Genomic DNA, 17959 nt, shown 5'->3' with positions numbered 1-17959 from the left:
TGTATATTTGATGAAATAGAATCTATAAGTGAAGGAAGTATTATGTGTGGTAGATATTATATTGATTCTGATATGGCAGATGAAATCGAAAAAGTAGTGCATGATATAGACCAACGGATCCGGCAGGAACATTTTGCAGGAGATATCTTTCCAACCAATGTAGCACCGATCATTGAAAAATCAGAACATGGATTGAAACTGGATGTTTGCAAGTGGGGATATCCATTGTCACAAGGAAAGAATCTGGTTATAAATGCAAGAGCAGAATCTGTTATGGACAAACCTTCTTTTCGAAATGGAATCCTCTATCACCGCATTTTGATACCGGCAAGTGGGTTCTATGAATGGAATCGGTTAAAAGAGAAAAATACATTTTCCAGATATGATGCACCAGTATTGTATATGGCTGGCTTCTGTGATTGGTTTGAGAATGAACGACGATTTGTGATTATGACTACAGCAGCCAATGAATCTATGATAAAAGTACATGATCGTATGCCGCTGATATTGGAAAAAGGACAGCTGAAAGATTGGTTCGATGACAGGAAAATGGAGCAAATTCTGCATCAGGTACCGGTTCAGCTAAAACGAGAGGCAGAATACGAACAGCAGAGCTTATTCTTATAATGGTTCAGAGGAGAAATAGAAAGATGCAAATATTTGTTGATGCAGATGCCTGCCCAGTGGTTGCGATCATTGAAAAGATTGCAAAAGATAATAGTGTTCCGGTAATGTTGTTGTGTGATACAAACCATGTTCTGTCATCGACTTATAGTAAAGTTGTTGTTGTCGGTGCAGGAGCAGATGCAGTAGATTATAAACTGATTAGTATCTGCCATAAAGGAGATATTGTCGTATCACAGGACTATGGTGTGGCTGCAATGGCATTGGGAAAAGGTGCTTATGCTATTCATCAATCAGGTAAATGGTACACGGATGATAATATTGATCAGATGCTAATGGAACGTCACCTGAGTAAAAAAGCCAGAAGAAGTTCCCGTAAATGTCATGTCAAGGGACCGAAGAAGCGGACGGAGGAAGATGATGAAAGATTCGCTCAGTCTTTTGAAAAAATGCTTTTGATGGCACGGGAGAAAGAAGGCAGATGAGGAATTGTAGATGCAGAGGAACGACAGAAGCTATAAAGACTTAAAACAAAAACAGAAGAGTGCAATAGCAGATAAAACATACAAAATGCACTTGAAGTTTTATCTTGAGAATCAGCGAATACATACGCTACAAGGTGTTATGAAAATGGAGTAGACCAACAGGTAGTGCAGAAACTCTTAGGTCACTCAATATTGGCAATGACAACCGATTTATACACTCACGTTTCAGAAGAGAAGAAAAAAGAAGAAGTAGCTGAACTGAAAATATTGGCTTAAATTTGGAGTAAAAATAGAGTAAATCAGAAGATAAATAGCGAAAAACAGCGTAAAACCAACATTCTCAAGTAGATATAAATATTGTTCAGAAATAAATATTTCAAAAAACGAGGATGTGCATTTTGCATATCCTCGCTTGCGTTATAAGAGACTATTTTTTCTTTTTCTGTAACATCTGCATCATCTGCAGCATTTTATCTGCTTTTACACGTTCTGCTTCGGACATATTCTGCTTTAATAATTCAATTAATAAAGTTGTTTCAGTATTCGAAAATGTCATACCGTTTTGTTTGGCATTATTGGCGGCGTTCATGACCGTGGAAGCCATGGATTTGGCATCCTTTGTATCAGTATTATTAGAAGCAAAATCCATAAGAAACTGCAGCTTTTCCGGTGAAATATCATTTAAGGCAGGATTGCCTTTCAAAAAGTCTAAATTCATAAAATCCTCCGTTCTTAACAAGTTGACAGGGAACCATAAAATAACAAATGATAAAGTGATGAAATCAGGAAAACAGGGTATCATAAGCAGACAGCATCTGATACATATTTAAAAAGTTTTCAATATTTTCTTTCTCGCCGGGTGTACACTGTTCGCTGATATCGGTAAGCATCTGAAACATCCGCTCCTGGGGAGAATGGCTGCTGACTTCCTGAATCGTAAGCGTGTCATTGGAAAAAAGCTGGGCTGTTTTTTGTAGTTCCATATATTTGATGAGAAGCGCAAAGGGACGCTGCTGACCGGCGGAAAGATATGGAATCATGGTTTTCATAATCTGTAACTGGTGGTTTTGTAACTGCGAGTCAAAGAAGGTTGGTTTATACTCAGAATCCATAAAATAATCCTTTTTCTTTTAAATTATGATGGAACAGCGGAAAATATAACTTTGACGCATATAATAAAATGTAGAACCTTTTTATAGAAACAGGAAAGGATTTGATGCCAGCATGGGAAAATTAATCATTGACGGAAATGAAGTATATGAAATAGATGAAGAATGTATGAAGAAAAAAGAAACGGAAAAGAAGAAACTGACCGCACCGGAAAAAGGCGGTCAAAGATATGACAGAACAAAGAATGTGTCTTGACACATTCTTGTGCCTGCGGCGGTCGCTTGCGACATCTACCTTATACGCCGCAGTGCGCATCCTCGCGGAGCATTTTTTTGCTTTACAGGAAAGCAATTTCCTGTAAAGTGAAAAAGGGACCTCGTTGAGAGGCCCCCGCTTTGCAGATGAATTAGCATCCACAACCGTTGTTGTTAAATCCGAAGCTGTCACCACAGCCGCCACAGAAGAGCAACAGTAAAATAATCCAGATACAGCTGTCGTTGCCGCATCCATTGCCACATCCTCCAAATCCATTGTTGCCGCAGCAGGAGAGTAACAGGATAATCCAGATTAAAGAACAGCAGTTATTTCCTTCGTTACATCCACATCCGCAGCCAGTAGCAGCTAAATCACTCATTTTCAAATCCTCCAAAATTTATCTTACACTTCATAATATGGAAGAAGTAAAAATGTGTGACTAAATTATTCTGAAATTTTTTCGATGCCGGAAATGTCCGGGTGAATTGTCAGGGAATAATTCGTATAGTAAATGACATAACCGGCAACAGCACCGTTTGGTTTCTTTACATTTTTACGCTGTAAATAATCGATTTCAATTTTTTCGTTATCACGGCCGGAAGAATAGTAGCCTGCCAGTCTGCCGGCCTCTTCGAAAGTCCGATCCGGCAGCTCCCTGCCTTCGGTTTTTACAATAACATGGGAGCCGGGCATTCCTTTGGCGTGGAACCACCAGTCATTTCCATTGGCAACCTTAAAAGTAAGTTCGTCATTCTGGAAATTATTTTTTCCAACATAAATATCAAAGCCATCACTGGAACGATAATGGAATGGTTTACTTTTGAATTTCTGTTTTTTCTTACCGTTCATTTTTCTGCGGATATAGCCATAGGTTTCCAGCTCGTCCCGGATCTGGGCAAGGTCATCTTCGGATTCCGCAATGGCAAGCGCAGCCTGAATGGTCTGTAAGTGTGCTATTTCTGCCTTGGTTTCTTCGGTCTGGGTATTTAATGCTTCAAAGGTACGCTTTAATTTATTGTACCGGGCAAAATATTTTTTTGCATTGTCCAGTGGAGAAAGTGTTTCATCCAGAGGAATGGTAAGCATTTCACCGGTATAGTAATTTGGCACCTCTACTGATTTGGCTCCTTCGGTAACCTGATAGCCGTAGGTATTTAATAATTCGCCGTATACTTTAAATTTATCACGTTTTTCCGTATCTTTTAACTGTTTTAACTGTAAATCCAGTTTTTTACTGCTTCGCTCTAAGTGAGTGGATACAATTTTACGCAAATCCACAGATTTCTGACGCATACGGGTGTAGAGGCTGCGGCTGGCATAAAATTGTTCTAATACGGCGGAAATAGAATCTGCCGGTTCAATGTGATAGCCTTCCGTATGTTCATAGCGGGTTGGTAAGATGGCAGCATATTCTGCCGGTTCTTCTCCTTTATAAAGAATACATGGCTTGAAATTTTTATTTTCGACATCCTCCATCAGCCAGCTGAAATTATGATAAAGGTGCAGCAGTGCGTCTTCTTCTAAGGTATTAATCGGTGTATCTGCATCTAAAGAAGCACGGTAACAGATTTCTGCTGCAACCTGTCCACTGATTCCGGTAAAAGCAGAAGTAAGTGCTTTGGCAAGTGGCAGTGGAAGAGAAGACGCTTTTTCACAGAACTGTTCATAGGAACAGTCAAGGGGATTCCGCTTGTTCTGGGTCTCCGGGATAAAATATTCTCTTCCCGGCAGAACTTCACGGACGGAACTCATCTGGGATGGAACCCGTTTGATACTGTCAATGATGCGTTCGTTTTCATCACAGAAAATAATATTGCTGTATTTCCCCATTAATTCTATAATCAGGTTTTTCTTTTTCAGGTCGCCCATTTCATCCAAATGCTCGACCGTAATCCGGATGATTCGTTCTAATCCGGGCTGACTGATGGCAATAATCCGGCCGTTGGCAATATGTTTTCGTAATACCATGCAGAAATTCGGTGCAGTCATGGGACTGACTTTATTCTGAGCTGTAAGATAGATATAAGGCAGGGAAGCACTGGCACTTAAAGAAAGCCGGTACTGGCCGGATGGTGCCTTTATGGTAAGCAGCAGCTCGTCCGCCTCAGGCTGGGCTATTTTGCTGATTCGTCCATTTAAAATTGTCTGATTTAATTCTGCAGTAAGTGCAGCTACGGTAATTCCGTCTAGCGCCATATAATATGACCTCCTTTGGAAAGACTAGATTCTTTTACAGGATTTTATTATAAAGAAATCTTTCTAAAATTTCAATAAATACGGCATTTTGAATTTGACTAATAAAGAAAATTCTACTATAATACATATATCTATGCATTAGGAGGCAGCTATGATTAAAAGTATGACCGGCTTCGGCAGGTGTGAGATAGAGGAAGACAACCGTAAGATAACGGTAGAGATTAAATCAGTAAATCACCGCTATCTGGATGTAAATGTTAAGCTTCCTAAAAAATTAAGTTTCTTTGAAAGTGCCGTGCGTAACTTAATCAAAGAATACATACAGCGTGGAAAAGTAGATATCTTCATTACCTGTGAAGATTTCAACGAAGCCAACTTCTCACTGAAATACAACGAAGAACTTGCTGGCGAATATTTAAAATATTTACAGCAGATGGCAGAGCATTTCCAGCTGGAAAATGATATCCGTGTCAGCACATTGTCACGTTATCCGGATGTTTTTATAATGGAAGAACAGGATAATGACGAAGAAGAACTTTGGGCACTTCTTGAGAAGACATTGCGTAATGCATGTGAGGCATTTGTTGAAACCAGAGAAAAAGAAGGCGAGAATTTAAAAACTGACCTTCTGAATAAATTAGATGAAATGATTGGCTATGTGGACTTTATCGAAGAACGTTCGCCAATCGTTATGAAAGAATACCGTGAGCGATTAGAAACCAAGGTAAAAGAAATTTTAGAAGATAAGCAGATGGATGATGCAAGAATTGCAACGGAGGTTACAATATTTGCTGATAAAATATGTGTGGATGAAGAAACTGTCCGCTTAAAGAGCCATATTGAAGCGATGAAAGCTGCTTTAACAGGCGGTGGAACCGTTGGAAGGAAGCTTGACTTCATTGCCCAGGAGATGAACCGGGAAGCAAATACGATTCTTTCCAAGGCAAGTGATCTTGCAATTTCAGATACCGGTATTAATCTGAAAACGGATATTGAAAAAGTCCGCGAACAGATTCAGAATATTGAATAAATGATTTCCGTAAACCCTGTAGTAAGAATGGAATGGTGAAAAATGGCAGCACTTATGAATATTGGATTTGGAAATGTAGTAAATACAGATAAGATTGTTGCTGTGATTCAGCCGGATTCTGCACCTGCCAAGCGCATGATTCAGAAAGCCAAAGAAGAAGAGTGCGTGGTGGATGCAACCCAGGGAAGACGTACCCGTGCAGTGATTATTACAAATGCCGGATATATCGTTCTTTCTGCATTACAGCCGGATACACTGACTGGCAGATTTAACGAGATTAGTGGAAATAAACTGAGTGAGGAATAGTAAATGAAAAGAAAAGGTATATTAACCGTAGTATCCGGTTTCTCCGGTGCCGGAAAAGGCACTGTGATGAAAGCTCTGATGGCGGAGTACAAGGATACATATGCATTATCTGTTTCAGCTACCACGAGAAATCCGAGACCCGGAGAAGTGGATGGTGTTGATTATTTCTTTCGTACCAGAGAAGAATTTGAACAGATGATAGCAGACAATGCGTTAATTGAGCATGCCTGTTATGTGGGAAATTATTATGGTACACCAAAAGCCTATGTAGATGAACAGTTAGAGGCTGGAAAAGATGTAATTCTTGAGATAGAGATTCAGGGAGCACTTGACGTAAAGAAACGTTTTCCGGACACCATCTTAATCTTTGTAACACCACCGGATGCGGATGAATTAAAGAACCGCCTGGTGAACCGTGGAACTGAAGATATGGCAACCATCAATGCAAGATTAAACAGAGCATCCCAGGAAGCAGAGTTTATGAATCAGTATGATTACATTGTGGTGAACGATACCGTCCCTGCATGTGTGGAGAATATCCACAGCATCATTGAGAACGAACATGATTGTGCATCACGTAATATAAATTTCATCAATAAAATCAGAGAAGAGCTGAAGTGCTTTTCGAAAGGAGAATAAATTATGATACATCCATCTTATGTTGAGTTAATGAAGGTCGTAAATAACGACGTTGAAATCGGAGAAGAACCGGTAGTAAACAGCAGATATTCTATTGTAATTGCTACTGCAAAGAGAGCAAGACAGATTATCGGTGGAGATGAACCATTGGTTGAAAATGCCAAAGGAAAGAAACCACTTTCTATCGCAGTAGAAGAGCTTTATACCGGAAAGGTAAAAATCATGGGAGAAGATGCTGTTTCAGAAGATAACGAGTAGCATAGCGGGGTTGCCAACATGGTTTGGTAACCCTTTCATCATGTAAGAGAAAAATATATACAGGACTTTTTCCTGTTACGGAGGAATGAATGAATATTTTCTTTGTATCACTGGGTTGTGATAAGAATCTGGTAGATTCAGAATATATGCTTGGTATGATCCGTGATGCCGGATATACCATTATTGATGATGAAACGCAGGCAGATGTGATAGTAATTAATACCTGTTGTTTTATCAATGATGCCAAAGAAGAGAGTATTAACACAATACTTGAAATGGCAGAATATAAGAAAACCGGACATGCAAAGGCATTGATTGTAACCGGGTGCCTTGCCCAGCGTTACCGGAATGAGATTGAGGAAGAAATACCGGAAGTAGATGCAATTCTTGGAACTAATTCCTATGATAATATTGTTTCTGCTGTGAAAGAGGTTATGGCAGGAAAACATTATACCAATTTAAATTCGCTGGAAGGGCTTCCAACCTTGCATACCAAACGATGTGTTACCACCGGCGGACATTATGCCCATTTAAAAATTGCAGAAGGCTGTAACAAGCGCTGTACTTACTGCATCATTCCATATATCAGAGGAAACTACCGCAGTATACCGATTGAAGAACTGATAGCAACAGCCAGAGAACTGGTAGCGGGCGGAGTAAAGGAACTGATTCTGGTAGCCCAGGAGACCACGCTTTACGGAATTGACCTCTATGGAAAAAAATCCCTGCACCGGCTTTTAGATGAATTAAATAAGATTCCGGGATTGTACTGGATTCGTATTCTTTACTGTTATCCGGAAGAAATTGATGATGAACTGATTGAAGCAATCAAACGAAATGATAAAGTCTGCCATTATCTGGATATTCCGATTCAGCATGCAAATTCAGACGTATTAAAGAGAATGGGAAGAAAGACCAATAAGGATGACCTTGTTCGTATTATTCATCATCTGCGGGAAGAAATTCCGGATATTACGCTCCGGACCACTTTGATCTGTGGCTTCCCGGGAGAGACAGAAGAGCAGCATAAAGAGCTGTTGGAATTCGTACAGGAAATGAAATTTGACCGTCTGGGTGCATTTACCTATTCTCCGGAAGAAGGAACGAAAGCAGCTGAGATGGAAAATCAGATTCCGGAAGAGACGAAGAAGCTGTGGCAACAGGAAGTCATGGAGCTTCAGGAAGAAATTATTTTTGAGAAAAATGAAGATATGGCTGACCGTGAACTTTACGCTTTTATCGAAGGAAAAGTTGCAGATGAGAATGCTTATGTAGGAAGAACCTACCGTGATGCACCATCTATTGACGGATATATTTTTGTAAATACAGAGGAAACCTTAATGACCGGAGACTTTGCCAAAGTGAAAGTAACCGGAGCTTATGAATATGATTTGATAGGAGAATTAGCATGAATTTACCAAACAAATTAACAATTTTCAGAGTAATTTTGATTCCGTTTTTTGTAGTGTTTATGTTGGCACCGATTTGTCCGGGTTATGCAAATTATATTGCTGTAGCAATCTTTATTGTAGCAAGTCTTACAGACCTTTTGGATGGGAAGATTGCAAGAAAGTATAATCTTGTGACAGATTTCGGCAAATTTATGGACCCGCTTGCGGATAAACTGCTGGTATGTGCCGCAATGATCTGCCTGATTGAAACCGGACAGCTTGCAGCCTGGATTGTAATCGTAATTATCAGCCGTGAGTTTATCATCAGTGGTTTCCGTCTGGTAGCAGCTGATAACGGCGTTGTAATTGCAGCCAGCTACTGGGGCAAATTTAAGACCACATTCCAGATGCTTATGGTCATTGTATTGATTCTTAATTTTGATAACTGTTACTTCCAGTTATTAGGAACCGTACTTACTTATATTGCACTGGTATTAACGGTTGTATCTCTAATTGATTATCTCTGGAAAAACAGAGCTGTTTTAAAAGAACAGAAATAAAGAGGATTCCCATGGAAAAAAGACAGGAAAATCTGGAAGATAAAATTGTAAAACGGCTGACGGAGAATCATTTATCCATTGCTACCGCAGAATCCTGTACCGGAGGACTTGTAGCCGCAACTTTGATTAATGTGCCGGGTGCTTCGGATGTGCTGGAAGAATCTTATATCACTTACTCGGATGCGGTAAAGCATAAAGTACTAGGTGTATCGGAAGAGACCTTGCAAAAACACACTGCAGTAAGTAAAGAAGTAGCAGAAGAAATGGTTCGTGGCGTAACAAAAGTTGCCGGTACGAATGTCGGAATCTCAGTAACCGGTATTGCAGGTCCAGGTGGTGGAAGTGAAAAGTTCCCGGTAGGACTGGTATACATTGGTTATAAAATAAATGATTTTGTGAAAGTTATACGTTATGTATTTTCCGGAGACCGTAGTGAAGTGCGTATGCATGCGGTGGAGACGGCATTGCAGGAACTGAATGATTTACTGATAAAAGAGGGATTTTAATGAGAATAATAGCCGGAAAAGGAAGAAGCCTTCCATTGAAAACAATTGAAGGAATAGACACAAGACCGACAACAGACCGTATTAAAGAAACACTTTTTAATATGCTGCAATACGAGATTGCGGACTGCCGGTTCTTAGATTTGTTTGCAGGAAGCGGACAGATTGGATTGGAAGCTGTCAGTCGTGGAGCGAAAGAAGCTGTTTTTGTGGAAAGTGGGAAAAAAGCAGCAGCATGTATACAGGATAATATTAACTTTACCCAATTTAATGACCAGTGTCGTTTACTGCAGATGGATGTTATGGCAGCTATCCGGAGTCTGGAAGAAAAAGGGACATTCCAGATTATTTTCATGGATCCGCCTTACAATCAGGAACTGGAAAAGGATGTGCTGATGCTGCTTTCGAAATCGACCCTGGTAGATGAAGATACGGTAATTATTGTAGAAGCGTCCCTAAAGACTGGTTTTGAGTATCTTGAGGAGCTTGGTTTTACACTTGATAAATGCAAAAAATATAAGACAAATTTACATGCCTTTATATCCAGAAAGGAATAACCTATGATGAAAAAAGCAATCTATCCGGGCAGCTTTGACCCGGTCACAAATGGTCATGTTGACATGATTGAACGTGCTTCGAAAATAGTGGACGAGCTGGTTGTGGGAGTTTTAAATAACAGTGCAAAAAACTCGTTGTTTTCTTTAGATGAACGTGTTAGTATGTTAAAAGAGATAACAAAAGATATGCCGAATGTAACAGTTGCTTCTTTTGATGGTCTTTTAGTTGACTTTATGGAAAAAATTGATGCAACCATTATCGTCAGAGGATTGCGTGCGGTAACGGACTTTGAATATGAACTTCAGATTGCACAGTCGAACCATCGTGTAAATCCAAAGATAGATACGGTATTTCTTACAACGAATGTAAAATATTCCTATCTCAGCTCTACAATTGTAAAGGAATATGCTTCTTATGGTGGCGATATTTCACATTTTGTCCCACCACAGTTTATAGAGCGGATTTATGATAAATATAATATCAAAAAATAAGGAGTGTGGACGATGAGTAGCAGAATGGAACAAATCATAGAAGAAATCGAAGAATATATTGATAATTGCAAATATCAGCCATTATCCAGTACAAAAATTGTTGTTAATAAGGATGAGTTAGAAGAACTCCTGACGGAATTAAAAATGAAAACGCCGGAAGAAATCAAGCGTTATCAGAAGATTATCAGCAACAAAGAAGCTATTCTGGCAGATGCCCAGGCAAAAGCAGATGCCATCATTGCTCAGGCACAGGTACAGACCAGCGAGCTTGTCAGTGAACACCAGATTATGCAACAGGCTTATGCCCAGGCAAATGAGGTTGTTATGATTGCTACCAAGCAGGCACAGGAGATTCTTGATAAAGCAACCAATGATGCCAATAATATCCGTATGGGTGCAATTCAGTATACGGACAGCAGTCTTAAGAATATTGAAGAAATTTTAAGTCATGCCATTGAAGGTTCACAGGCAAGATATGATAATCTGATTCATACCCTTCAGGGTTGTCTGGATGTTGTGACGGCAAACCGGAATGAACTGCTTCCAGAGGAAGAAGATGCTTCTTCCGGACAGGCAAAACAGGAAACAACAGCAGAGCCTGCCACACAGGAAGCACCGGCAAATGAGATTCCGGAAGAGTAATATATATTTATCCTGCCGGATATATCATGTACCCCAGAAGGAAAGCACAGAATGCAAGACTGATTCGGACCAGCAGATAATATTTCATGGAGAGCTTCTGGCATGCAACCATGGAATAGGTCTGGGCGAAGCCGCATAATCCGCCAAAAGCGGTAAGACTTAAAATCAACGCATAATCAAGCTGCGGCGAGAAAGCTTCTTCAGAAATTTGCCGGATTCCATTTGTAACTTCTAATGGAATACAAAGTGGTAATTGTAAGAGCTTTTGTGGCACATAAAAGGTAATCTGTTCTAACAGAATAGAAAAGAGCATGATATATCCACCGAGTTTACAAAGAATTTCAAAACCGTTCATGATACCGGCATCTATGATTGAAAAGTTTAATTTTAATCGTGGTGCCGTTTCTTTTTGCGTTAGATTATTACGCTGAAAAGTATAGAGAATGCGGCAGAGAATCAGGGGCGGCAGATAGAGGATCCCAAGTGTCGGTAATAAAAGACCGTCCTGCCGGAGTGTATCGTGAACAATATAGCTTGCAATGAACATGGGACTGATATTATTGCAGATGGCAAAGAGAATGACAGCCTCTTCCCTCGACAACTGATTTTCTTCTAACATCTGTGCACAGATACGGCTTCCCATAGGAAAACCAAATAGAAACCCTGACAGAAGTGGAAAACAGGCATTTCTGCTGCAGGGAATCAGGAGATGGATGAATGGATAGAGGATTCCTGAAATATGATAAAAAACTCCGGATGAAATCAGAATATTGGATAGAATGGCAAAAGGAAGCAATGCAGGCAGAATATTCTGGTACCAGAGCATTAGGCCATTTGCTGCGGCAGATACCGTAAGCATGGGATGCAAAAATAATAATATTAAGCACAAAAAAAGAATCAGAAGAGAAATAGTTTTTTTCATAGTTCAATATATTGTATAAAATAACTTTTATGCGAATTATTATGAAGAAGAAAATTTGTGTCATTATTCTCTTTTTTTTGCTGGTTGTCATAGACTGCAGCCTGTTACAGCAGATTCAAAAGCGGGCAGCCTTTTATATAGCATTTGAACAACAGGAGTTCTTTCAGAAACTTCGGAATCAGGAAGTCTCTCCGGAAACGGTGTTAAAATTCAGGAAATATGAGTCTGAAGAAGGTGAGGCTCAGGAAGATATGACATTTACCCGCTATCTTCTGGCATATTATGCTTCAGATTTAACAGAAAAAAACGAGCTGAAAGATGTATACAAAAGATTGCTGCATTTTCATAAAGAAGAAATTGAAAAGCAGGAAGCCTATTTAGACAGTATCTGGTCTGACATTGTCTATTTCCCGGTTCCGGATACCATCTTGGACGAAGAGAAAAAAGTAACTTTTGGAGACACCTGGATGCAGAGCCGTACTTATGGTGGAGACAGAGGACATGAAGGCTGTGATATTATGGCAGATATCAATGAGCGGGGAAATTACCCGGTAATCAGTGTCTGCGATGGAACCATAGAGCAGATGGGCTGGCTGGAACTTGGGGGTTACCGTATCGGAATCCGGAGTCCTCATGGAGCATATTTCTACTATGCACATCTGTCGGATTATGCAGAGGGACTTTCCATCGGAGACGAGGTTCATGCCGGAGAGCTGATTGCATTTATGGGAGATACCGGATATTCTAAGACAGAAGGAACCGCAGGTAATTTTGATGTGCATCTTCATTTTGGAATTTATTTAAATGATGAAAATAAACGGGAGTTTAGTGTAAATTCCTATTCCATCCTGCAATATCTCTATCAGGAGAAGAAAATATTACATTATCAATATTAAGATTTAAATTAGGATTTAAATTAGGATTTGAATTATAAGAAACACGCTTTGCGAGCTTCTCGAGTTATCGCGGTGTCTGCCAAATCAGAGTAGTAAAGGAACGTATCAGAATGAAAGATTTGAGATTAGATAAATTTTTAACAGAAATGGGCAAGGGAAGCAGGAGTCAGGTGAAAACATATATTTCCAAGGGACGTGTTACCGTAAATGGAGAAATCATCAAACGTCCGGAATACAAGATTTCACCGGAAAAGGATATTGTTAACCTCGAAGGCGAAAAGGTTAATTATTCCCAATGGGAATATTATATGCTAAATAAGCCTGCCGGCTGTGTCAGTGCCACGGAAGATAAGCATTTTCCAACTGTAGTTTCCTTCATAGAAGATGCTGTAAGAAAAGATTTGTTTCCGGTAGGCAGACTGGATAAGGATACGGAAGGGCTGCTCCTTATCACCAATGACGGTGCGTTGGCTCATGAGCTTTTATCTCCGAAGAAACATGTGGCAAAAACTTATTATGCCAGAATAGAAGGAAAAGTGACTGCTGAAGATGTTGCGGCTTTTCGGAAGGGTCTTGATATCGGAGAGAAAAACCTCACAAAGCCTGCTGAACTTGTGATTTTAAAAAGTGATTCAGAATCAGAAATTGAAGTTACTATTACCGAAGGAAAATATCATCAGATTAAGCGGATGTTTGAAAAAACAGGAAAAAAGGTCATTTATTTAAAACGGCTTTCCATGGGAAGCTTAAAGCTGGATGAAACTCTGGCAACAGGAGCGTATCGCCCATTGACGGAGTCAGAATTACAGGCATTAAAGGAAGGATAAGAAGATGCAGAACGGTTTTTTACCAATTTCAAGAAAAGATATGGAAGAAGCAGGGATAAAGCAGCTGGATTTCGTCTATATATGCGGAGATGCATATGTAGACCATCCTTCCTTTGGACATGCTATTATCAGTAGAATATTGCAGGCACATGGTTATACCGTGGGTATCATTGCACAGCCGGATTATCGTGACAAGGAAAGCGTAACCATATTGGGCGAGCCACGGCTTGGCTTTTTAGTTTCCGGTGGGAATATGGATTCCATGGTAAACCATTATTCTGTATCGAAAAAGAGACGTGCCCATGATGCATTTTCACCGGGTGGCGTTATGGGAAAACGCCCGGATTATGCAGTGGTAAGTTACTGCAATCTGATCCGTCAGACCTATAAACATAATCCAATCATTATCGGCGGTATTGAAGCAAGTCTTAGAAGACTTGGGCATTATGATTACTGGTCTAATAAGGTAAAACGTTCCATTCTTCTGGACTCCGGTGCTGATTTGATTTCTTATGGAATGGGCGAGCACAGCATTGTTGAAATTGCAGATGCGTTAGCTTCCGGTCTTGCGGTAAAGGATATTACTTATATCGATGGAACTGTTTTTAAGACCCGAAATAAAGAAGATATTTATGATGCCTTGGAATTGCCGTCTTTTAATAAAATCAAAGAGGACAAGACAGCGTATGCCAAGAGCTTTTACCTGCAGTATCAGAATACAGACCCTTTTACGGCAAGAAGAATTTATGAAACCTATGATGAGAAAATGTTTGTCGTACAGAATCCACCGGCAAAGCCATTGACCCAGATGGAAATGGATGATATCTACGCACTGCCATATATGAGAACCTATCATCCAATCTATGAAAAGGATGGTGGTGTACCGGCTATTGAAGAAGTAAAATTTTCACTGGTCAGTAACCGTGGCTGCTTTGGTGGCTGCAGCTTTTGTGCTTTAACTTTTCATCAGGGCAGAATTATTCAGACCAGAAGTCATGAATCCATTCTTGCAGAAGCAAAGAAGATGACACAGGATAAGGATTTTAAAGGATATATCCATGATGTAGGTGGTCCGACTGCTAATTTCAGGGCACCGGCATGTACGAAGCAGCTCACAAAGGGTGTTTGCAAGAACCGGCAATGTCTGTTCCCGACACCATGTAAAAATCTTGTTGCTGACCATAGCGATTATATCAGTCTTCTTCGTAAATTACGGAATATCAAAGGCGTGAAAAAAGTATTTGTCCGCTCCGGTATCCGTTTTGACTATCTTTTATGTGATACGAAAAATAATTTTCTGGAAGAACTTTGTAAATATCATGTCAGCGGACAGCTAAAGGTGGCACCGGAGCATATTTCAGACCCGGTATTACAGAAAATGGGAAAACCTCCGGTTTCCGTTTATAATGAATTTGTCCGCAAGTATCATGATATGAATGAACGGTTAGGATTAAAACAGTATCTGGTACCATATCTGATGTCCTCCCATCCTGGTTCGACCCTGCAGGAGGCAGTAGATTTGGCTGAGTATTTAAGAGATTTAGGTTATATGCCTCAGCAGGTACAGGATTTCTATCCGACCCCATCCACCATATCGACCTGTATGTACTATACCGGTTTAGATCCGCGGACCATGGAGCCGGTATATGTAGCAACCAATCCGCATGAGAAAGCCATGCAGCGTGCACTGATACAGTATCGTAATCCGGAAAATTATGATTTGGTGCATGAAGCGTTAGTTAAGACGAACCGGACGGATTTAATCGGCTTTGATGCCCATTGCCTCATCCGTCCAAGAAAGCTTGCCAAAGAAGAAGCATTTTCGGGTAAGAAAAAGACGAAGCAGACACCGAATCAAAATCAGACAAAGTATAAAACTGGAAATTCCAGAAATACAGAAAAATATTCGGGAAAGACTTCCAGTCAGAATACGAAGAAGAAGCATACGATTCGAACCGTTCATAAAAAGAAATAGTAAGGATATGTTATGAAAACATTTATCATTAAAGAAAATGAAGCAGGACAACGATTTGATAAATATTTAAAAAAGCTTTTAAAAGAAGCACCGTCAAGCTTTGTCTATAAAATGCTACGGAAAAAGAATATTGTATTAAATGGAAAAAAGGCAGATGGATCCGAAAAACTGAATGCCAGAGATGAGGTAAAGCTGTTTTTAGCAGATGAAACTTATGATAAGTTTGCAGGAGCAGAGGTAAAAGAAAGTTTTCCAACCACAGCACTGGATATCGTTTATGAAGATGAAGATATTTTAATCATCAATAAACCTGCAGGAATGCTGTCACAGAAGGCACAGCCATCCGATATTTCTGCCAACGAATATATTATCGGATATCTTCTTCAAAGCAGAGCCCTTAAGGAAACGGATTTGCGGACCTTTCGACCGTCCGTCTGCAACCGTCTTGACCGCAATACTTCAGGACTTCTGACAGCCGGAAAGACGTTAAAGGGATTGCAGGATTTATCCGAGGCTTTGAAAAAAAGAACCGTAAAGAAATATTATCTCTGCCTGGTAGCCGGATGCATTACTGCACCGCAGCATTTAAAGGGGTATCTTATGAAGGATGAAAGGCAGAATCGTGTATTTATTTCAAAGGAAAAAACAGAGGATGCACTCTGTATCGAAACCGAGTATGAGCCACTGGAAGTATATCAGGATGTCACACTGCTGCAGGTGCATCTGATTACCGGACGCAGCCATCAGATCCGTGCCCATTTAGCATCCATTGGTCATCCGATTATCGGAGACAGTAAATATGGTAATGAAAAAATCAATCATTTTTACCGGGAACGCACCGGCGTAAAACATCAGCTTTTACATGCTTACCGGATGATATTTGCAGATGGCAGATGTGTAGAAGCAGCTCCACCGGATGATTTTAATAAGGCTATTTGTTATGCAAATCAGAATGCCATAGAGCAGTAATTATTTTAACAAAAGACTACGGATGTTACAGGAAGGATGAATAAGTAAGATGAAAGTATATCTGATGCGGCATGGAGAAACCGATTACAATAAAAAAGGACTGATACAGGGAACACTTGACATTCCATTAAATGAATTCGGACTGGAATTAGCCGAAAAGACCAAAGAGGGATTCAAAAAAGAAGGATTGACTTTTGACTACTGTTATTGCAGTCCGTTAATTCGTGCCAGACAGACGGCAGAGATTATTCTGCGTGGAACAGATACGCTGGTTTCTTATGATGAACGTATCCGTGAAATGAATTTCGGAGAAGGAGAAGGGCAGAAGCTTGCTGATCTCAGCTGGAATCCGGCTCTTAAAAATATTGATGCTTTGTTTCATGCACCGGAACAGTATCGTGCCACGGAAAAGGGCGAAAGCTACGAAGCGTTACTTGCCCGGGTGGAAGACTTTTTAAAGCATGAAATTCTTCCATTGGAAGGAAAAATGAAGCGTGTGCTCATCTGTTGTCATGGTGGAATCATCCGGGCATTTCTTGCATACATAAAAGGACTTGAAATCAAGGATTTCTGGAACAGCCACCAGCCAAACTGCAGTGTAAATATATTAGAAGTCCGGGATCAGAAAATAAGGATTCTCGAAGAACATAAAATCTATTACACACTGCCGGAAGAAAAGAAAGGAAGTATACTCTGATGGCAACTTGGAATTCCAGAGGATTAAGAGGTTCTACGTTAGAGGAATTTATTAACCGGACCAATGAAAAATATGCAGAGCATAATTTAGCAATGATACAGAAAATTCCAACACCGATTACACCAATTAATATTGATAAAGAAACAAGACATATTACCCTTGCCTATTTTGAACAGAAAAGTACCGTAGATTATATCGGGGCAGTACAGGGCATTCCGGTCTGCTTTGATGCCAAGGAATGTCACACTGATACGTTTCCTCTTGCCAATGTGCATGCTCACCAGATTCAGTTTATGCAGGATTTTGAAAATCAGCAGGGTATTTCTTTTATTCTGATATTTTATACCCAACGGGATGAATTTTACTATATGCCATTCCGACAGCTTTATGAATTCTGGGAGAGAGCCCAGAATGGCGGACGGAAGAGCTTCCGGCTAGAAGAATTAAATCCGGAATTTTTCCTGCCAAAGAAGTCGGGAATCCTGGTTCCCTATCTGGAAGGCTTGAAAAAAGATTTGGAGCTAAGGGATTGACAATTATTTCCAGGTAATATATACTAGGAAAAGCAATTCACCGTGGTAGCATGGTAGCACGCTAAAGTGCTTTGAGAAAAACTGGAGGTTTA

General features: G+C 40.0%; 25 protein-coding genes and 1 pseudogene. 21 read left to right on the top strand and 5 right to left on the bottom strand.

The features are described from left to right. Positions 1 to 42 precede the first annotated feature (42 nt). The 3 genes and pseudogenes from DWV68_RS03505 to DWV68_RS15045 form a co-directional block, all read left to right on the top strand. On the top strand, positions 43 to 627 hold the full coding sequence (locus DWV68_RS03505; RefSeq protein WP_012744277.1) for an SOS response-associated peptidase: 585 nt from the start codon (positions 43 to 45) through the stop codon (positions 625 to 627). Between the two features lie 23 nt (positions 628 to 650). Beyond that, positions 651 to 1109: a YaiI/YqxD family protein gene (locus tag DWV68_RS03500; RefSeq protein ID WP_015514506.1), complete on the top strand. Its 459-nt coding sequence runs from the start codon at positions 651 to 653 to the stop codon at positions 1107 to 1109. A gap of 132 nt (positions 1110 to 1241) precedes the next feature. Beyond that, positions 1242 to 1385 (top strand): annotated as a pseudogene (locus DWV68_RS15045) (tyrosine-type recombinase/integrase); the annotation flags it as partial. Positions 1386 to 1536: 151 nt separating this feature from the next. On the opposite strand, the gene DWV68_RS03490 reads toward DWV68_RS15045, so the two are convergent. Then, positions 1537 to 1827: a hypothetical protein gene (locus DWV68_RS03490; protein WP_117698642.1), complete on the bottom strand. Its 291-nt coding sequence runs from the start codon at positions 1825 to 1827 to the stop codon at positions 1537 to 1539. Between the two features lie 64 nt (positions 1828 to 1891). Continuing rightward, positions 1892 to 2221 (bottom strand): hypothetical protein, encoded by a 330-nt coding sequence (locus DWV68_RS03485; RefSeq protein ID WP_117841084.1) that lies wholly within the window; start codon positions 2219 to 2221, stop codon positions 1892 to 1894. A 112-nt stretch (positions 2222 to 2333) separates the two neighbouring features. Between DWV68_RS03485 and DWV68_RS14535 the strand changes: the two genes are divergently transcribed. After that, positions 2334 to 2474 carry a hypothetical protein gene (locus DWV68_RS14535; protein ID WP_197420807.1) on the top strand — a complete coding sequence of 47 codons (141 nt, stop codon included), beginning with the start codon at positions 2334 to 2336 and terminating at the stop codon, positions 2472 to 2474. A gap of 151 nt (positions 2475 to 2625) precedes the next feature. Here the strand turns inward: DWV68_RS14535 and DWV68_RS03480 are convergent, their stop codons facing one another. Then, on the bottom strand, positions 2626 to 2853 hold the full coding sequence (locus tag DWV68_RS03480; protein ID WP_022243866.1) for a hypothetical protein: 228 nt from the start codon (positions 2851 to 2853) through the stop codon (positions 2626 to 2628). 65 nt (positions 2854 to 2918) lie between these two features. Beyond that, complete coding sequence (locus tag DWV68_RS03475; protein ID WP_118665055.1) at positions 2919 to 4670, bottom strand: Rqc2 family fibronectin-binding protein; 1752 nt, start codon at positions 4668 to 4670, stop codon at positions 2919 to 2921. A gap of 151 nt (positions 4671 to 4821) precedes the next feature. Between DWV68_RS03475 and DWV68_RS03470 the strand changes: the two genes are divergently transcribed. The 10 genes from DWV68_RS03470 to DWV68_RS03425 all read left to right on the top strand — a co-directional run bounded on the left by DWV68_RS03470 (position 4822) and on the right by DWV68_RS03425 (position 11048). Continuing rightward, entirely contained in the window at positions 4822 to 5700 is an 879-nt protein-coding gene (locus DWV68_RS03470) for a YicC/YloC family endoribonuclease (protein WP_117698640.1), read from the top strand. Between the two features lie 42 nt (positions 5701 to 5742). Next, the gene (locus DWV68_RS03465; RefSeq protein ID WP_117698639.1) at positions 5743 to 6006 is read left to right on the top strand and encodes a DUF370 domain-containing protein; all 264 of its coding nucleotides are present in this window, start codon (positions 5743 to 5745) and stop codon (positions 6004 to 6006) included. Between the two features lie 3 nt (positions 6007 to 6009). Continuing rightward, entirely contained in the window at positions 6010 to 6645 is a 636-nt protein-coding gene (gene gmk, locus DWV68_RS03460; protein ID WP_117946976.1) for a guanylate kinase, read from the top strand. Between the two features lie 3 nt (positions 6646 to 6648). Next, positions 6649 to 6903, top strand: coding sequence for a DNA-directed RNA polymerase subunit omega (gene rpoZ / locus DWV68_RS03455; protein WP_022243861.1), 255 nt, complete (start codon positions 6649 to 6651; stop codon positions 6901 to 6903). Between the two features lie 89 nt (positions 6904 to 6992). Continuing rightward, positions 6993 to 8315 carry a 30S ribosomal protein S12 methylthiotransferase RimO gene (gene rimO, locus DWV68_RS03450; RefSeq protein WP_118057481.1) on the top strand — a complete coding sequence of 441 codons (1323 nt, stop codon included), beginning with the start codon at positions 6993 to 6995 and terminating at the stop codon, positions 8313 to 8315. Next, on the top strand, positions 8312 to 8854 hold the full coding sequence (pgsA, locus tag DWV68_RS03445; protein WP_022243859.1) for a CDP-diacylglycerol--glycerol-3-phosphate 3-phosphatidyltransferase: 543 nt from the start codon (positions 8312 to 8314) through the stop codon (positions 8852 to 8854). The genes rimO and pgsA overlap by 4 nt, the downstream gene beginning before the upstream one ends. An 11-nt stretch (positions 8855 to 8865) precedes the next feature. Further along, entirely contained in the window at positions 8866 to 9360 is a 495-nt protein-coding gene (locus DWV68_RS03440; RefSeq protein WP_118665053.1) for a CinA family protein, read from the top strand. Further along, entirely contained in the window at positions 9360 to 9914 is a 555-nt protein-coding gene (rsmD, locus tag DWV68_RS03435) for a 16S rRNA (guanine(966)-N(2))-methyltransferase RsmD (RefSeq protein WP_118665051.1), read from the top strand. Before DWV68_RS03440 ends, rsmD begins: the two co-directional genes overlap by 1 nt. Before the next feature lie 6 nt (positions 9915 to 9920). Beyond that, positions 9921 to 10406 carry a pantetheine-phosphate adenylyltransferase gene (gene coaD, locus DWV68_RS03430; RefSeq protein ID WP_022243856.1) on the top strand — a complete coding sequence of 162 codons (486 nt, stop codon included), beginning with the start codon at positions 9921 to 9923 and terminating at the stop codon, positions 10404 to 10406. A 12-nt stretch (positions 10407 to 10418) separates the two neighbouring features. After that, positions 10419 to 11048 carry an ATPase gene (locus tag DWV68_RS03425; RefSeq protein ID WP_118544390.1) on the top strand — a complete coding sequence of 210 codons (630 nt, stop codon included), beginning with the start codon at positions 10419 to 10421 and terminating at the stop codon, positions 11046 to 11048. A 7-nt stretch (positions 11049 to 11055) separates the two neighbouring features. On the opposite strand, the gene DWV68_RS03420 is transcribed toward DWV68_RS03425, so the two are convergent. Next, entirely contained in the window at positions 11056 to 11811 is a 756-nt protein-coding gene (locus tag DWV68_RS03420; protein ID WP_330419926.1) for a hypothetical protein, read from the bottom strand. On the opposite strand from DWV68_RS03420, the gene DWV68_RS14355 reads away from it, so the two are divergent. The 7 genes from DWV68_RS14355 to DWV68_RS03390 all read left to right on the top strand — a co-directional run bounded on the left by DWV68_RS14355 (position 11766) and on the right by DWV68_RS03390 (position 17867). Next, positions 11766 to 11903 carry a hypothetical protein gene (locus DWV68_RS14355; RefSeq protein ID WP_156454668.1) on the top strand — a complete coding sequence of 46 codons (138 nt, stop codon included), beginning with the start codon at positions 11766 to 11768 and terminating at the stop codon, positions 11901 to 11903. The two genes, DWV68_RS03420 and DWV68_RS14355, sit on opposite strands and share 46 nt — an antisense overlap. A gap of 108 nt (positions 11904 to 12011) precedes the next feature. Beyond that, entirely contained in the window at positions 12012 to 12866 is an 855-nt protein-coding gene (locus DWV68_RS03415; RefSeq protein WP_243089433.1) for a M23 family metallopeptidase, read from the top strand. A 110-nt stretch (positions 12867 to 12976) separates the two neighbouring features. Then, on the top strand, positions 12977 to 13693 hold the full coding sequence (locus DWV68_RS03410) for a pseudouridine synthase (RefSeq protein WP_117946969.1): 717 nt from the start codon (positions 12977 to 12979) through the stop codon (positions 13691 to 13693). A gap of 4 nt (positions 13694 to 13697) precedes the next feature. Beyond that, a complete protein-coding gene (locus tag DWV68_RS03405; protein WP_118665047.1) occupies positions 13698 to 15668 on the top strand; it encodes a YgiQ family radical SAM protein in 1971 nt (656 codons plus the stop codon). 12 nt (positions 15669 to 15680) lie between these two features. After that, the gene (locus DWV68_RS03400) at positions 15681 to 16637 is read left to right on the top strand and encodes an RluA family pseudouridine synthase (protein WP_118665045.1); all 957 of its coding nucleotides are present in this window, start codon (positions 15681 to 15683) and stop codon (positions 16635 to 16637) included. Positions 16638 to 16686: 49 nt separating this feature from the next. Beyond that, a complete protein-coding gene (locus DWV68_RS03395) occupies positions 16687 to 17334 on the top strand; it encodes a histidine phosphatase family protein (RefSeq protein ID WP_118665043.1) in 648 nt (215 codons plus the stop codon). Beyond that, positions 17334 to 17867: a Holliday junction resolvase RecU gene (locus tag DWV68_RS03390; RefSeq protein ID WP_117841074.1), complete on the top strand. Its 534-nt coding sequence runs from the start codon at positions 17334 to 17336 to the stop codon at positions 17865 to 17867. Before DWV68_RS03395 ends, DWV68_RS03390 begins: the two co-directional genes overlap by 1 nt. Positions 17868 to 17959 lie beyond the last annotated feature (92 nt).

Origin of the sequence: Roseburia sp. AF12-17LB (assembly GCF_003479605.1) — a bacterium.
GTDB classification, from domain to species: Bacteria; Bacillota; Clostridia; order Lachnospirales; family Lachnospiraceae; genus Roseburia_C; species Roseburia_C amylophila.
Note: the sequence above shows the minus strand (reverse complement) of the source record. Positions and strands in the feature narration are given on the sequence as shown.

What these genes read in the sequence shown, in the direction of transcription:
- rpoZ (WP_022243861.1), top strand. Translation starts at nt 6,649, where the DNA reads ATGATACATCCATCTTATGTTGAGTTAATGAAGGTCGTAAATAACGAC.
- DWV68_RS03490 (WP_117698642.1), bottom strand. Translation starts at nt 1,827, where the DNA reads ATGAATTTAGACTTTTTGAAAGGCAATCCTGCCTTAAATGATATTTCA.
- DWV68_RS03415 (WP_243089433.1), top strand. Translation starts at nt 12,012, where the DNA reads ATGAAGAAGAAAATTTGTGTCATTATTCTCTTTTTTTTGCTGGTTGTC.
- DWV68_RS14535 (WP_197420807.1), top strand. Translation starts at nt 2,334, where the DNA reads ATGGGAAAATTAATCATTGACGGAAATGAAGTATATGAAATAGATGAA.
- DWV68_RS03395 (WP_118665043.1), top strand. Translation starts at nt 16,687, where the DNA reads ATGAAAGTATATCTGATGCGGCATGGAGAAACCGATTACAATAAAAAA.
- DWV68_RS03505 (WP_012744277.1), top strand. Translation starts at nt 43, where the DNA reads ATGTGTGGTAGATATTATATTGATTCTGATATGGCAGATGAAATCGAA.
- DWV68_RS03405 (WP_118665047.1), top strand. Translation starts at nt 13,698, where the DNA reads ATGCAGAACGGTTTTTTACCAATTTCAAGAAAAGATATGGAAGAAGCA.
- DWV68_RS03485 (WP_117841084.1), bottom strand. Translation starts at nt 2,221, where the DNA reads ATGGATTCTGAGTATAAACCAACCTTCTTTGACTCGCAGTTACAAAAC.
- DWV68_RS03475 (WP_118665055.1), bottom strand. Translation starts at nt 4,670, where the DNA reads ATGGCGCTAGACGGAATTACCGTAGCTGCACTTACTGCAGAATTAAAT.
- DWV68_RS03425 (WP_118544390.1), top strand. Translation starts at nt 10,419, where the DNA reads ATGAGTAGCAGAATGGAACAAATCATAGAAGAAATCGAAGAATATATT.
- rimO (WP_118057481.1), top strand. Translation starts at nt 6,993, where the DNA reads ATGAATATTTTCTTTGTATCACTGGGTTGTGATAAGAATCTGGTAGAT.
- DWV68_RS03465 (WP_117698639.1), top strand. Translation starts at nt 5,743, where the DNA reads ATGGCAGCACTTATGAATATTGGATTTGGAAATGTAGTAAATACAGAT.
- DWV68_RS03470 (WP_117698640.1), top strand. Translation starts at nt 4,822, where the DNA reads ATGATTAAAAGTATGACCGGCTTCGGCAGGTGTGAGATAGAGGAAGAC.
- DWV68_RS14355 (WP_156454668.1), top strand. Translation starts at nt 11,766, where the DNA reads ATGGATAGAGGATTCCTGAAATATGATAAAAAACTCCGGATGAAATCA.
- pgsA (WP_022243859.1), top strand. Translation starts at nt 8,312, where the DNA reads ATGAATTTACCAAACAAATTAACAATTTTCAGAGTAATTTTGATTCCG.
- DWV68_RS03500 (WP_015514506.1), top strand. Translation starts at nt 651, where the DNA reads ATGCAAATATTTGTTGATGCAGATGCCTGCCCAGTGGTTGCGATCATT.
- DWV68_RS03410 (WP_117946969.1), top strand. Translation starts at nt 12,977, where the DNA reads ATGAAAGATTTGAGATTAGATAAATTTTTAACAGAAATGGGCAAGGGA.
- DWV68_RS03440 (WP_118665053.1), top strand. Translation starts at nt 8,866, where the DNA reads ATGGAAAAAAGACAGGAAAATCTGGAAGATAAAATTGTAAAACGGCTG.
- coaD (WP_022243856.1), top strand. Translation starts at nt 9,921, where the DNA reads ATGAAAAAAGCAATCTATCCGGGCAGCTTTGACCCGGTCACAAATGGT.
- gmk (WP_117946976.1), top strand. Translation starts at nt 6,010, where the DNA reads ATGAAAAGAAAAGGTATATTAACCGTAGTATCCGGTTTCTCCGGTGCC.
- rsmD (WP_118665051.1), top strand. Translation starts at nt 9,360, where the DNA reads ATGAGAATAATAGCCGGAAAAGGAAGAAGCCTTCCATTGAAAACAATT.
- DWV68_RS03390 (WP_117841074.1), top strand. Translation starts at nt 17,334, where the DNA reads ATGGCAACTTGGAATTCCAGAGGATTAAGAGGTTCTACGTTAGAGGAA.
- DWV68_RS03400 (WP_118665045.1), top strand. Translation starts at nt 15,681, where the DNA reads ATGAAAACATTTATCATTAAAGAAAATGAAGCAGGACAACGATTTGAT.
- DWV68_RS03480 (WP_022243866.1), bottom strand. Translation starts at nt 2,853, where the DNA reads ATGAGTGATTTAGCTGCTACTGGCTGCGGATGTGGATGTAACGAAGGA.